Source organism: Arachidicoccus rhizosphaerae, assembly GCF_900107765.1.
GTDB classification, from domain to species: Bacteria; Bacteroidota; Bacteroidia; order Chitinophagales; family Chitinophagaceae; genus Arachidicoccus; species Arachidicoccus rhizosphaerae.
Genome location: NZ_FNQY01000001.1, coordinates 480,333 through 493,430, shown reverse-complemented (window position 1 = coordinate 493,430; position 13,098 = coordinate 480,333). Strand labels below are relative to the sequence as shown.

14 protein-coding genes are annotated in these 13,098 nt (G+C 44.0%); 2 read left to right on the top strand and 12 right to left on the bottom strand.

The window, feature by feature from the left end; translation table 11 throughout:
• Nucleotides 1–102: 102 nt before the first annotated feature.
• The 10 genes from nuoI to BLU80_RS01760 all read right to left on the bottom strand — a co-directional run bounded on the left by nuoI (nucleotide 103) and on the right by BLU80_RS01760 (nucleotide 8,351).
• Nucleotides 103–675 (bottom strand): NADH-quinone oxidoreductase subunit NuoI, encoded by a 573-nt coding sequence (gene nuoI / locus BLU80_RS01805; RefSeq protein WP_091392527.1) that lies wholly within the window; start codon nucleotides 673–675, stop codon nucleotides 103–105.
• A 136-nt stretch (nucleotides 676–811) separates the two neighbouring features.
• Entirely contained in the window at nucleotides 812–1,864 is a 1,053-nt protein-coding gene (gene nuoH, locus BLU80_RS01800) for an NADH-quinone oxidoreductase subunit NuoH (RefSeq protein WP_091392524.1), read from the bottom strand.
• A gap of 12 nt (nucleotides 1,865–1,876) precedes the next feature.
• Entirely contained in the window at nucleotides 1,877–2,971 is a 1,095-nt protein-coding gene (locus tag BLU80_RS01795; RefSeq protein ID WP_091392520.1) for an NADH-quinone oxidoreductase subunit G, read from the bottom strand.
• Between the two features lie 81 nt (nucleotides 2,972–3,052).
• Complete coding sequence (gene nuoF, locus BLU80_RS01790) at nucleotides 3,053–4,399, bottom strand: NADH-quinone oxidoreductase subunit NuoF (RefSeq protein ID WP_091392518.1); 1,347 nt, start codon at nucleotides 4,397–4,399, stop codon at nucleotides 3,053–3,055.
• A gap of 123 nt (nucleotides 4,400–4,522) precedes the next feature.
• The gene (locus BLU80_RS01785) at nucleotides 4,523–4,957 is read right to left on the bottom strand and encodes a VOC family protein (RefSeq protein WP_091392515.1); all 435 of its coding nucleotides are present in this window, start codon (nucleotides 4,955–4,957) and stop codon (nucleotides 4,523–4,525) included.
• Between the two features lie 6 nt (nucleotides 4,958–4,963).
• The gene (locus tag BLU80_RS01780; protein WP_244518667.1) at nucleotides 4,964–5,494 is read right to left on the bottom strand and encodes an NADH-quinone oxidoreductase subunit NuoE family protein; all 531 of its coding nucleotides are present in this window, start codon (nucleotides 5,492–5,494) and stop codon (nucleotides 4,964–4,966) included.
• A 75-nt stretch (nucleotides 5,495–5,569) separates the two neighbouring features.
• Nucleotides 5,570–6,811, bottom strand: a complete 1,242-nt coding sequence (locus BLU80_RS01775; protein WP_091392512.1) for an NADH-quinone oxidoreductase subunit D — start codon at nucleotides 6,809–6,811, stop codon at nucleotides 5,570–5,572.
• A gap of 147 nt (nucleotides 6,812–6,958) precedes the next feature.
• Nucleotides 6,959–7,165: a hypothetical protein gene (locus BLU80_RS01770; protein ID WP_091392510.1), complete on the bottom strand. Its 207-nt coding sequence runs from the start codon at nucleotides 7,163–7,165 to the stop codon at nucleotides 6,959–6,961.
• A gap of 38 nt (nucleotides 7,166–7,203) precedes the next feature.
• Nucleotides 7,204–7,716 (bottom strand): NADH-quinone oxidoreductase subunit C, encoded by a 513-nt coding sequence (locus tag BLU80_RS01765; RefSeq protein ID WP_091392508.1) that lies wholly within the window; start codon nucleotides 7,714–7,716, stop codon nucleotides 7,204–7,206.
• 44 nt (nucleotides 7,717–7,760) lie between these two features.
• A complete protein-coding gene (locus BLU80_RS01760; protein ID WP_091392506.1) occupies nucleotides 7,761–8,351 on the bottom strand; it encodes an NADH-quinone oxidoreductase subunit B in 591 nt (196 codons plus the stop codon).
• 320 nt (nucleotides 8,352–8,671) lie between these two features.
• On the opposite strand from BLU80_RS01760, the gene BLU80_RS01755 reads away from it, so the two are divergent.
• Nucleotides 8,672–9,028 (top strand): BlaI/MecI/CopY family transcriptional regulator, encoded by a 357-nt coding sequence (locus BLU80_RS01755; protein ID WP_211481712.1) that lies wholly within the window; start codon nucleotides 8,672–8,674, stop codon nucleotides 9,026–9,028.
• Between the two features lie 79 nt (nucleotides 9,029–9,107).
• Nucleotides 9,108–11,117 carry a M56 family metallopeptidase gene (locus BLU80_RS01750; protein WP_091392504.1) on the top strand — a complete coding sequence of 670 codons (2,010 nt, stop codon included), beginning with the start codon at nucleotides 9,108–9,110 and terminating at the stop codon, nucleotides 11,115–11,117.
• 260 nt (nucleotides 11,118–11,377) lie between these two features.
• Here the strand turns inward: BLU80_RS01750 and BLU80_RS01745 are convergent, their stop codons facing one another.
• Nucleotides 11,378–11,713, bottom strand: coding sequence for a hypothetical protein (locus BLU80_RS01745; RefSeq protein WP_091392502.1), 336 nt, complete (start codon nucleotides 11,711–11,713; stop codon nucleotides 11,378–11,380).
• 157 nt (nucleotides 11,714–11,870) lie between these two features.
• Nucleotides 11,871–12,797 (bottom strand): Rpn family recombination-promoting nuclease/putative transposase, encoded by a 927-nt coding sequence (locus BLU80_RS01740; protein ID WP_091392500.1) that lies wholly within the window; start codon nucleotides 12,795–12,797, stop codon nucleotides 11,871–11,873.
• Between the last annotated feature and the right edge of the window lie 301 nt (nucleotides 12,798–13,098).

The window sequence follows — 13,098 nt, the reverse complement described above, 5'->3', positions numbered from 1 at the left end:
AATAGTTTCAAAATAATACTAAATGATCAATCCCTTCCTGTTGCCTTAATCTTCAAAAACCGATGCAGCCATGTTACAACAGGTTGTATTTAAATGCTGTTTTTACTTTTTTAGTTTTTCAAATGCCTCAGCCGTTGTCTCCACATTTCTGCCCAGGGCCTTTTGATATGCTTCGGGCTCTGTTACCGGATTAGGGATTAACAGATCGGGCTTGCCGTAAACAAATTTCTTACGGGCAAAATCCGCTGGCGTATAAGTCTCAGACAGGTAGATCGCATCTTTAGGACAGGCTTCTTCGCAAAGACCGCAAAAGATACAGCGCAGCATATTGATTTCATATCTGGCCGCGTATTTTTCCTCGCGGTACAGGTTTTCTTCTCCCGGAAGTCTTTCTGCGGCCTCCATGGTGATGGCCTCAGCGGGACAGGCAACGGCGCAAAGTCCGCAGGCCGTGCAGCGCTCTCTACCCTGTTCATCTCTATTAAGCACATGTAAGCCTCTGAATACAGAGCTGAATGGCCTTTTTTGTTCAGGAAAGCTGTACGTCGCCTTCTTTTTAAAGAAGTGCTTCAGTGTAATGGCCATACCTCTTGCGATTTCAGGGATATAAATCTTCTCCGCAAAAGTCATGGGACTCCTGTTGACGTCAATCTTTCTATTGGTTAAAGACTGCATAATTGCTTTTCTTTTTCTATTGTTTTCAGAGATCTGCCGGACACCTCTGTGTTGTGGCCGGGCTGAGCTCTGACTTTGCTGTTCTAAAATTATACGGATAATCCGTATGAATATATGTCGATAATTCCTTTACTCTTTATTTATGCTGCAGCCACAAAATCACGATAGCCGTAATCAGCATATTGGCCAGCGCTAATGGCAGGAGCTTTTTCCAGCCCAGTTCCATTAACTGGTCATACCTGAATCTCGGGATGGTCCAGCGTACCCACATAAAGATGAATATAAAAATCACGATTTTTACCATCAGCGCGATGATGCCCACAAGGGCCGCCACATTCGGTGACAACAGGCTCTCATTTAAGAAAGGCACATCATAGCCGCCAAAATAAAGGGTGGCCATGACCGCACTGGCCACAAACATATTGACGTATTCTGCAAACAGGTAAAACCCGAGTTTCATGGACGAGTACTCCTGATGATAACCCATGTTTAATTCGTTTTCCGCTTCAGAAAGGTCAAAAGGCGTACGGTTACATTCAGCAAATATGCAGACGATAAAAATCAAAAATCCAAGGGGTTGATAGACGATATTCCAGTAATGACCGGGTGCCATTTGCTGCTCCACGATCTCTTTTAAACTCAAAGTACCGGTCAGCATCAGCAGCGCAATCAGGGCAATACCCATGGCCAGTTCATAACTGATGGCCTGGGAAGCGCCTCTTAAGGCCGCCAAAAGGGAGAATTTATTATTGGAAGCCCAGCCTCCGATCATAATACCGTACACACCTAGGCTTACCGCCCCAAAAATATACAGGATCCCGATATTGACATCGGCGACCTGTAAAGGCATGATCCTGCCGGCTATTTCCAGATGACTGGACCAGGGAATAACGGCACTAGTAATCAAAGCCGCCGTCATGGCCATGCCGGGCCCCAGGATAAACAGCCATTTATTGGCCGAGTTCGGGATAATTTCTTCTTTGAATATCAGTTTGGCACCATCCGCGAAGGGTTGTAATAATCCCAGCGGACCTGCACGGTTAGGACCGATACGGTCTTGCATAAAAGCGGCTACTTTTCTCTCAGCCCAGGTAGAATACAGGGCAATGCCCAGTGATCCGAATATCACCACGGCGATCAGAACCAGTTTTTCAATAAAAAGTGCCCAGTCAAAAGCTAATAATGTCATGCCTTATCGGATTTACTGTTTTTTTTCGTCTTTTTCCTTAAAATCTGTTGAATGTGCCGGACCTTCTATCAGGCTCAGGTCTCTGTCTTTTTCATTGACCTGGCTCACATCGTGGATATCCAAAAAGAGTCTTGGCTCTTTACCGATGACTTCATCAATGGTCTCTTTTGGTTTAACCATGCCAATGTATTTGTTCTGGCTGATAACGGAGTGACGGGAGATCTCTCGGGGTCCTTCAATAACCCAGTCGCTGGTCTTTTTCTTATCAAAACGGCATTCGTTACAAATCCAGTCTTCTACCTCGCCCCACTGATCCTTACGGGCCGTTACCCTGAAAACTTCGTCTCCTCTGTTCCAAAGGGTTACTTTACCGCTACAGGTCGGACAGTCTCTATGTGCATTGAGTGGTTTTAAAAACCATACTCTGTTTTTAAAACGGAAGGTCTTATCGGTCAGCGCTCCTACCGGGCACACATCAATGACATTACCGATAAATTCTTTATCCAGGCTCTTTTCCAGATAATCTGAGATCTCAGCTCTTTCGCCACGCTCCAGTACACCGTGCTCTCTTTGCCCGGTTAACTGATCAGCGACCATGACGCAGCGGTAGCATAAAATGCAACGCGTCATGTGTAACTGGATTTTATCTCCCAGGGAGTGCTTTTCAAAAGTACGGCGCTGGAACTCATACCTTGTTCCGGACGCTCCGTGATTATAGGACAAATCCTGCAGATGACATTCACCGGCCTGATCACAGATAGGACAGTCCAAAGGATGGTTAATCAACAGGAACTCAACGACGCCTTTGCGGGCATCCACCACTCTTTCGGAGGTTAGGTTCTTTACTTCCATCCCGTCCATTACCGTAGTACGGCAACTGGCAACCAGTTTAGGCATGGGTCTGGGGTCTCTGTCCGAGCCCTTGGAGACTTCTACCAGACAGGTTCGGCATTTACCGCCACTGCCTTCCAGTTTAGAATAATAACACATGGCGGGAGGGGCCACCTCAGGCCCGGCCTTGCGCGCTGCCTGCAGGATGGTGGTGCCAGCCGGCACTTCCACCGTTACATTATCTATGGTTACCTTAAAAAGAGGTTGTTCTGCCATCACAATTTAATTTATCCCGGTGCTTTATCATCTACCGGGCTTTTAAAAACCTTTTCCGCCCTTTTATTTGTTTAATATCGGTTATGCGACCGGTACTTCTCTCGGATCTGCATAATGGGCGATACCGTAATTACGCTGCTGAGCTTCTTCGGGATTTAATACATGCCATTCAAATTCATCCCGGAAATGACGGATGGCTGCTGCCACCGGCCAGGCGGCCGCATCTCCCAATGGACAAATGGTATTCCCTTCTATTCTGCGTTGTACATCCCAGAGCAGATCGATATCTTCCATCTTGCCCTTTCCGTTTTCAATATTTTTAAGGATACGCCACATCCAGCCGGTTCCTTCTCTGCAGGGGCTGCACTGTCCGCAGCTCTCATGCATATAGAAATGTGCCAGGGTCATGGTATGTTTTACCACGCACTGATCCTCATCCAGCACAATAAATCCGCCTGAACCCAGCATGGTGCCGGTCTGGAAACCGCCATCGGAGAGACTCTCGTAGTTCATATAACGGGTTTCGCCTTTCGCTGTTTTCAGCAGCAGGTTCGCTGGTACAATGGGAACAGAGGATCCCCCCGGAATACAGGCTTTCAGCCTTTTACCGTTAGGAATACCGCCGCACCACTCATCACTATAAATAAAGTCTTCTACAGAAAGATCAAAGGGAATCTCATAAACGCCCGGTTTGTTTAAATTACCACAGGCGGAGATCAGTTTGGTGCCGGTTGATTTTCCCACACCGATATTGCCGTAGGCTTCACCGCCCATATTAATAATAGGTACGATGGTAGCCAGGGTTTCTACGTTATTGACAACAGTCGGACGCATCCAGACACCCTGCACGGCAGGGAACGGCGGTTTGATACGGGGATTGCCCCTTTTGCCTTCCAGGCTCTCGATCAGCGCGGTTTCTTCTCCGCAGATATAGGCCCCCGCACCGCGGTGTACATATATTTCCAGATCAAAGCCGGTACCCAGAATATTTTTACCCAGAAAGCCGTTGTTTTTGGCTTCCTGAATCGCCTGCTCTAAAATATCCGGTATCCAGGCGTATTCGCCGCGGATATATATATATGTGGCATTTGATCCCAGTGCAAAACTGGAAACAATTAAGCCCTCAATTAATAAATGGGGTAGAAACTCCATCAGATATCGGTCCTTAAAAGTACCGGGTTCTGACTCATCCGCATTGCAGACCAGGTGTCTGGGTACGCCTTCGGGTTTGGCTAAAAAGCTCCATTTGAGTCCTGTCGGAAACCCCGCACCGCCACGTCCGCGCAGCCCGCTTTTTTTGACTTCCTCCACAATCTCATCGGGAGTCATCTTCAGGGCCTTTTCCACACTTCTGTAGCCGCCATTTTTACGGTAGGCCTCAAAATAGCGGATTCCTTCAATATGTGCGTTTTCTAATAATAGTTTCATTATCTGTCTTATCTAAAATTTGTCAGCAAAAGGTGAAGATAACGGATGAGAACCCTTTTATGTTTAACCCGTTTATTTATGACCTTTTGCATTTCAAAAATCTTTTTCTTTTTCTCTTTGGTGCTATTGCTGTTCTTTTTGATCGGCATAGTCAAAGTTCAACATCCAGCGGATACCAAACTTATCGGTTACCATGGCGAACTTAGCGCCCCAGGCCGTCTTTTCCAGTGGGAGGGTGATCTGCCCTTCCTTGGATAGATTATGATAGACCTGGTCAATTTCCTGTTCTGATGTAAAGTTAAGCGCCAGTTGCAGCTGATCGCCTGCGCTGACCTTTGTCTGCCCATCCGGCGTATCACTGAACATCAGCTGCAGATCTCCGGACTGAAAGGCTGCGTGCATCACTTTATCTTTCCAGTCTTCCGGTAAATCAGGTTCCATATAGGACTGTCTGAAAGTCTGGCTATATAAAACCCTGCCGCCTAACGCCTCCGTGTAAAAGGTAAGTGCTTCTATCGCATTGCCTTCAAAGGTCAGATATGGGATTACCGCTTCCATCTATGTTTAATCTATTTTCATATTACCTGACCGGCACTGCTCAATAATCTCGTCTACTTTCTCTCTGGTCAGGTGTTCTTTATAATATTTGCCGAGCTGCATCATGGGCGCATAACCGCAGGCACCCAGACATTCGGCAGGCTTTAAGGTGAACAGCCCGTCCGGGGTCGTTTCTCCTGGTTTTATGCCGAGCTTATCTTCTATATATTTAATAATATCGTCACTGCCATTAATCATACAAGGGCCGGTCTTACATACTTCAAATACGTATTTACCTACCGGCTTTGTATTAAACATGGTATAAAAAGTAGCCACTTCATATACTTCAATGGGTTTGATATCCAGCAAGCTGGCTACATAATCCATTACCGGTACATCCAGCCAGCCTCCAAATGTGCCTTGTGCCAGGTGCAAGACCGGAATAAGCGCACTTTTTTGTTTTCCCTCAGGGTAGCGAGCTATAATTTCCTTTACCTTTTCTAAGGCTTCCCCGGAGAACTGGATATCCGTATTTGCCATATTTTCTATTGTTTCCATTGATTCAGTACTTTGAGTCAACTTTTTGAGTCTGTCTTCTTTTATAATAATCCTACACAGTCATAGCCTTATTTACTAGGCGTCCATTTCTCCGGCGATCAGATTCAGGCTACTCATCACGATGATCGCATCGCTGATCATGGCACCTTTTGTCATCTCTGAATAAGCCTGGTAATAGATAAAGCACGGTCTTCTGAAATGCAGGCGGTAAGGCGTACGGCCTCCGTCACTGATCAGATAGAATCCCAGTTCGCCATTTCCGCCTTCTACGCTGTGGTAAACTTCTCCTTTTGGCATGGCGGTCTCACCCATCACGATCTTAAAGTGATAGATCAACGCCTCCATACTGCTATAAACATCCGCCTTCTTAGGCAGGTAGTAATCAGGCGCATCCGCATGGAAGATATCGGCCTCCGTACCCTTAAATTCCTGAATTTTCTGGTAGGCCTGATTAATGATTTTAAGGGATTCCCACATTTCACCGTTACGAACCAGGTAGCGGTCATAACAGTCTCCGGTGGTGCCCACCGGTACATTAAAATCAAAATCTTCGTAACTGCTATATGGAGTATGTACGCGAACATCGTAATCTACCCCGGCAGCCCGAAGATTGGGACCTGTAAAACCATAGTTTAAAGCGCGCTCAGCCGAAATCGGCCCCGCACCTATACATCTGTCCATCACAATTCTGTTGCGCTGGGTCAGTGCTTCAAATTCTTTTAAGGCTTTAGGGTATTCTCTTAGGAATTTCTCCAGTTTACCCCATACCGTACTATTAAAATTGCGTTCAAAACCGCCGATACGACCAATATTGGTCGTAAGTCTGGAACCGCAAATTTCTTCATAGATTTCATAAATCAACTCCCGGTATTCCATCAGATACAGGAAGGGAGTGAACCCGCCGGCATCCACAATCATAATGGAATTACAGATTAAATGATCGGAAATCCTGGCCAGCTCCATAATAATCACCCTTAGATAATCCACTCTTTTAGGTGTTTTAATGCCTAAAAGCTTTTCGCAGGTCATATGCCAGCCCATATTATTTAATGGACTGCTACAATAGTTCAGCCTGTCTGTAAGGGGAGTGATCTGATATAATGGTCTTCTTTCTGCGATCTTTTCAAAAGCACGATGAATATACCCGATGGTCTGTTCGGCAGAGACGATGCGCTCGCCGTCCACTTCCAGGATGTTTTGGAAAACCCCATGGGTTGCCGGATGGGTTGGGCCCAGATTCAGGGTAGTCGTTGTTTTTTCGATTGACCCTTCCGGAAGCTTAATATTATTTTGAACCTGTTGTTCTGTTATTTCCATAACCTTCGTACTTTCTCTTTATTATAATGGGAATAAGTGACCGCACCTACATCACAACTGCTCAAAACAGCACTTACTTACTCCTAAACGAATGTCTTATTTCCAGTTTATTGCCGGCAGCGGCTTTCGGATGCCTGCAATAATTGATTAATTACCTCGCCTGGATTTTATCTGTTGATCCTCTCTGGTGTCCCCTTTTTTATTAAGGGCCTTGGAACCCCAATAAATCACGGCCCCGACGGCGGTAATAACCAGTATTTTTTCAATGGACTTTACAATCAAAAACAAAATGAGCCATACCACGATAAAACCCCAGATTTTGCGATTGCTCCCCTGTCTTGTTTTATTTGTCACGGTTATGCTCCTTTTTTTGATGGATGGAAGCGCAGCCTTTAAATGACACTGCCGCCTCTTCCAAACATTTCATCATCCTTATCTGTTCTGGATTGATCCTCTAGTGGAAACTCCTTACGCATCGGGAAATAATCCATTTCCTCTACATTCATGATGCGTTTCAGGTTGGGATGACCTTTAAAAATTACACCGTAGAAATCATAAGCTTCTCTTTCCTGCCAGTTGGCAGATTCAAAAAGTACCGTTGCTGTATTGATTTCCGGATTTTCAATATCTATAAAGCATTTAAACCGAAAGCGGATATTATCTACCAGATTGTGTAAATGGTATACCACCGCCAGCTCTCTACCCTTATCATCAGGATAATGCACAACGGTTACATCTGTTAGAAAGCGAAAGGCCAGGTCTGGCTCATCATATAGATATTGTAAAAGTTCTATATTTTTATCTGCAGCAATTTCAAAGGTCAGCATGCCATAAGGCTCTTCAAAGCCTGTTACGGACGCGCCGAATTTGTCCTGGATTTTTTGCTGTATCGTTTCGTTTGTCATTGGTAGATTCTCTTTTAGATACCCTATAGATACCTTTCTATATATTACTGGATGCCGTAGCTGCCCATTAATTTTTTATAATGCTCGCTGTTACGGCGACGCAGACTCTCATGACCGGCCAGCTCCTGGATACGCATAAAACCATCCAGAATGGCTTCGGGCCTTGGAGGACATCCCGGAACATACACGTCTACGGGTACAACCTGGTCGATGCCCTGGAGTACGGAATAAGTATCGAAAATCCCGCCAGAAGACGCACAGGCACCAACGGCCATGACCCAACGGGGTTCAGCCATCTGCATATATACCTGCCGTACGATAGGTGCCATCTTTTTAGCGATAGTGCCCATCACCATTAACAAATCACATTGTCTGGGGGTAAATGCCATACGCTCAGCACCAAAACGGGCGAGGTCATAAGTAGCGGCTGCAGTAGCCATAAATTCAATACCACAACAGGAGGTAGCGAATGGCAGCGGCCAAAGGGAATTTTTCCTTCCCAGCGCAACTACCTTCTCCAGATTGGTGGCAAAATAACCTTCACCATTCAATCCGTCGGGCATCTCTGCAATAGCTATATTATCGTGTATATCGGTTTGCTTAGGATGAATATTAAATCTTACTGGACGTGCCATTATTTTCTCCTTTTCTAAAAAGCACCTCTAGGCGCTTGGTCTATAATCACAATTGAGCTACAAAAGTAGCATTCTAGCGGCAATATTAATAATTTTAATTAATGAATTGCCTATTTTTATAAATAGAATTAGCAAACAATTGTTAGCTGACAAACCTTTGATAGTGTACCACACAGCAAAAATCAACCTGGTTTTAAAGACGGTAATATGTCTGATTTTTGAGGGTAATTAAAAAATAAATTTTGCAACTAATTTTTTAGTTGTATATTTGGTTTATTAATTGGAGCGGTACCCTCCAAGGTTATAAAAAGAAAATTTCAATGAAAACATTAACAAAAGCAGAAGAACAGGTCATGCAGGCACTCTGGAAGGTGGAAAAGGGATTTCTGAAAGATATTACAGATGCCATCGCGGAGCCTAAACCTCATACAAATACAGTAGCAACCATACTTAAAATCCTCATCGAAAAACAGTTCGTTGATTTTGAAGTATTTAGCAGGGCTCATCGGTATTTTCCGCTGGTCAGCAAGGAAAGTTATTCCAAGGGTTCCCTGAGCAAGTTTGTAGATAACTATTTCAGCGGCTCTTACCAACAGGCGGTTTCTTTTCTGGTAAAAGAAAAAGAGATGTCTATCCAGGACCTGGAAAAGTTACTGCAGCAACTCAAAAAGAAGTAGCATCTGTCCGGACGAAAAGCTAGTTAGTTGATAAAGCATGTTATAAACATGTAATTTCTTATGCATAATTATTATAGTCATGAACCATCTTACCTATTTACTGAAGGTCATCTTATGTTCAGCTATTTTCTTTGCCTATTACCTTTTAGTGCTTAGAAACAAAAACTTCCACCCCTATAACCGGTTTTACCTGTTGTCTACGGCCATCCTCAGCACCTTACTGCCGCTGCTGCATATCAGTATGTTTGATTTTAGCAGCGACAATCAAAGGATACTGGAATTACTGCAGCTCATTGGCAGCGGCCAGCTGCCGGACGTCGTGGTGGGCGGTGCTGCCCCATCCATTGACTGGACGCAGGTAATATTTCTGGGTTCTTTATCAGTAAGCCTGGTTTTGGCTATTATTATGATAACCAATATCTTAAAAGTATTCAGACTCAAAAGGCAGTTTCCCGTTCATACGGTAGACAAGGTGAACTTCATTAATACGAACATCGATCAGGCCCCTTTTTCCTTCTGGAACAATCTGTTCTGGAGAAAGGATATTCAGCTATCCGATGAGATTGGTGAACAGATCTATCAGCATGAAATGGCACATATCCGCCAAAAGCACAGTTTGGATAAGCTGCTGATGCAAATCATTCGCATCATCTTCTGGATGAATCCTGTTTATTATTATATGCAAAGAGAGCTTTTGCTTATCCATGAATACATGGCCGACCAGAAAGCGGTCAGGGACGGGGACGCCGACGCCTTCGCCCGGATGCTGCTGGCCACTCAATTTAGCGGATTCGCCTTTGAACCGGCACATCCGCTGTCTTATTCATCTATTAAAAAAAGATTACACATGATTACCAATAGTCATACCCCCAAATACAGTTATTTAAGACGGCTCTTATTTTTGCCGTTACTCTTTCTGGTCACTTTTGCCTTTGCACTCAGGGCGCACCATAGTAAAATGGAGCAACAGACCAAAGATCTGGAACATATACTGGCAACCACCCAGGCGGAGCAAAATGACAAGGTTGCCTTTAGCCCTGCAGATACGACCCAAGTGGTAAAACTTCAGTTAAAAGGCAACGTTACTTTTACCAAGTCAGACTCTACGGGACCTGACAGTACAGAGCCCCGTCTGCAAATAAGAGGCGAGGCAGGTAAAAAGCCGCTGATTATTCTGGATGGCAAACAGCAGGATGCCGATTTTGAATTAAATTCCATCCCTTCAGACCAGATTGAAAGTATTAATATATTAAAGGATCAATACGCCACCAGGTCCTACGGGGACAAGGCCAAAGACGGCGCTATTCTTATTACCACCAAAGCCTATGCAAAACAGCACAGCAAGGACGCCCTAAGGCCTGTTACAGTAGTTGGATACAAAGCGGACGGAGATGACTCAACAGAACCACCTGCCGCAGCAGCCACTAACAATAATCAACACAAAGAAATCATAGTTGTAGGTTACGGAAAAGCCACCAAACAGGCAAAGGATACCGGCAAAGTGATGGGCATATCTGTGAACAGATCCAAAGGTCTTGGAACGGTTACCACCGGCAATGGCAATCCTTTATATGTATTAGACGGTAAGCCCATCAATAAAGAGGCATTTAAAGCGGTAAACCCTACTGATATCAGTCAGATCTCTGTTTTGAAAGACAAAAGCGCTACTGCTATTTATGGAGATAAAGCCAAAGACGGCGTGATTCTTATTACGACTAAAAAAGGAATAGACGAACTTAAGAAAAGTGCTGGTAACGCACCGGAATTTATCACAGTCCAGCAGGAGCCCAGTTTTCCGGGGGGTAAGGAAGCCTGGGCCAAATACCTGGAACGCAATTTAAGACAACAGATTCCGGTAGACAATAAAGCACCGGTAGGAACATACAATGTCATCGTTTCCTTTCTGGTGGATAAGGATGGCGATCTCTCAGAAATTAAAACCATCAGTAAAGATGACAAAGATTACGGCACCGCAGCAGAAGCCGTCCGGGTTATTGCTCACAGTGGCAAGTGGATTCCTGCGAAACAAAACGGCAAGAATGTCGCCTACCGGGAAAAGCAAAAAATAGTATTTGAAGTTGCCAAGTAATGTTAACCGGGACGGATCCTGCAAGTATCATTTTTACAGTAGCCATGTCTGACTATTGACAAATCCTACCGGACCCTTTATTCATAGCTTTTATATTAAAAATCGCCTAGCCTCAATTAATTGAGGCTAGGCGATTTTTAATTGATTAAGGATGGCGATATATCCTAAAATTTCTACCCGGCTAACAGCCGGTAAATCTCTTATAAACCCGGATTGGTATCCCTGGAAATAATGTTTTTATAAAAAGATGCAAGATCCTGTCACTGTTTCTTAACTTCCAGCTCATTTTTGAGGGCCAGCACATAGTCTTCCTCAACGGCTGCAGCCTTTGCTATAGATGAAACAGAAAACTCTCCGGCACTCAAAAGATTTTTTATGATCTCCATCTTAGCCTTGGCGGCGCCACGTTCTTCACCCATTATTTCACCTTCTTCCCTTGCGGTCATACGGATGGCATAGTTATCGGCTAACTTTTTGAGGTTAAGCTCATAATCTTCTTTTTGCTTTTTTGTCATATTTGCTATTTCTGCAATTTCTAAAAGTCTTTTAAAGGGGCCTTTACCCAGGTATTCCGGCACTTTTTCCAGTGTATGCAATTTTTTGAAGGCAAAAATTAAATGAGGCTAGTCGATTTTTAATTAAGGATGGCGATACATCCTAAAATTTCTACCCGGATAACAGCCGGTATATCTCTTATAAACCCGGATTGGTATCCCTGGAAATAATGTTTTTATAATAAGATGCAAGACCCTGTCACTGTTTCTCTGCTTCCAGCTCATTTTTGAGGGCCAGCACATAATCTTCCTCAACGCCTGCAGCCTTTGCTATAGATGAAACAGAAAACTCTCCTGCACTCAAAAGATTTTTTATGATCTCGATCTTAGCCTTGGCGGCACCTTCTTCCCTTGCGGTCATACGGATGGCATAGTTATCGGCTAACTGTTTGAGGCTAAGCTCATAATCTTCTTTTTGCTTTTTTGTCATATTTGCTATTTCTGCAATTTCTAAAAGTCTTTTAAAGGGGCCTTTACCCAGGTATTCCGGCGCTTTTTCCAGTGTATGCAATTTTTTGAAGGCAAATAACCATTTATTCAGATTGGCGGAGTCCGCAGAAAGCCCATTGCCAATCATCCGTTCAAATTTAGGCAATTCTAAGAATATAAAGCTCAATTTTTCATAAAAGACCTTCTTGGATCTGATGTCGCAAAGCTGTAAAAAGTGCTCAAATTGATCAGGTAAGCTTTCCTTTATATCGAAATCAAGTATTCCAATAAATATAAGTGGTTTTTGATAAAAATCCCAGTTTGAAAAGGCTTCCTTTCCTTTGGGTGCATTGTCCCGGATACGAGAACTCGCATAAAAAACGGATCGGTCCAGAAAAAACTTCTGGCTGATGCGCTGTATTTCCACAATAAACTCCCTGTTTTGGTCATCTTCGCATAACAGGTCAAACACAGCAATTCTATTATTTTTATCCCTTCCCAGGGATTCTTTATCCAGGTAGGTAATTTTTTGAATATGGGGAGCGCCCTCCAGCAGGTCATTCAAAAAATCAATGGCCAGCTCCTGGACCTTTAATACGGATTTAAACCCATAGTCAGTCAATAAGTTCATGTATTTTGACGGATGAAGGTCTAAAACCGGGGTAGTTACGCTTTGAAAGGGCGTGTTTTTTTTCATATGAATAACTTTGTAGGCGTAAGAAGACCGGGATCATTACCGGTACTGTAATCATCTTTGCCTGGGTGAATTTTTAGGTTTATTTTTCTAATGCTGATGGCTGTCTTTTTTCATCATGGCGTTTTTGCTATCCGCTATTTTAAGGCCGCATCGTTATGCTTTTAGACTGGACGTATAAAGACGCCTCAAGTCTGTTTTCCAAATAATATCCGGTTATCCGCGGTAAGCAAACGAAACGGGTTTTTTAATAAGAAGCAATCCTTGACCGCGTATCCATGACAAAAATAAATACCTTTTTCAC

What these genes read in the sequence shown, in the direction of transcription:
- nuoH (WP_091392524.1), bottom strand. Translation starts at nt 1,864, where the DNA reads ATGACATTATTAGCTTTTGACTGGGCACTTTTTATTGAAAAACTGGTT.
- BLU80_RS01785 (WP_091392515.1), bottom strand. Translation starts at nt 4,957, where the DNA reads ATGGAAGCGGTAATCCCATATCTGACCTTTGAAGGCAATGCGATAGAA.
- BLU80_RS01750 (WP_091392504.1), top strand. Translation starts at nt 9,108, where the DNA reads ATGAACCATCTTACCTATTTACTGAAGGTCATCTTATGTTCAGCTATT.
- nuoI (WP_091392527.1), bottom strand. Translation starts at nt 675, where the DNA reads ATGCAGTCTTTAACCAATAGAAAGATTGACGTCAACAGGAGTCCCATG.
- BLU80_RS01755 (WP_211481712.1), top strand. Translation starts at nt 8,672, where the DNA reads ATGAAAACATTAACAAAAGCAGAAGAACAGGTCATGCAGGCACTCTGG.
- BLU80_RS01740 (WP_091392500.1), bottom strand. Translation starts at nt 12,797, where the DNA reads ATGAAAAAAAACACGCCCTTTCAAAGCGTAACTACCCCGGTTTTAGAC.
- BLU80_RS01775 (WP_091392512.1), bottom strand. Translation starts at nt 6,811, where the DNA reads ATGGAAATAACAGAACAACAGGTTCAAAATAATATTAAGCTTCCGGAA.
- BLU80_RS01760 (WP_091392506.1), bottom strand. Translation starts at nt 8,351, where the DNA reads ATGGCACGTCCAGTAAGATTTAATATTCATCCTAAGCAAACCGATATA.
- nuoF (WP_091392518.1), bottom strand. Translation starts at nt 4,399, where the DNA reads ATGAAACTATTATTAGAAAACGCACATATTGAAGGAATCCGCTATTTT.
- BLU80_RS01795 (WP_091392520.1), bottom strand. Translation starts at nt 2,971, where the DNA reads ATGGCAGAACAACCTCTTTTTAAGGTAACCATAGATAATGTAACGGTG.
- BLU80_RS01765 (WP_091392508.1), bottom strand. Translation starts at nt 7,716, where the DNA reads ATGACAAACGAAACGATACAGCAAAAAATCCAGGACAAATTCGGCGCG.
- BLU80_RS01780 (WP_244518667.1), bottom strand. Translation starts at nt 5,494, where the DNA reads ATGGAAACAATAGAAAATATGGCAAATACGGATATCCAGTTCTCCGGG.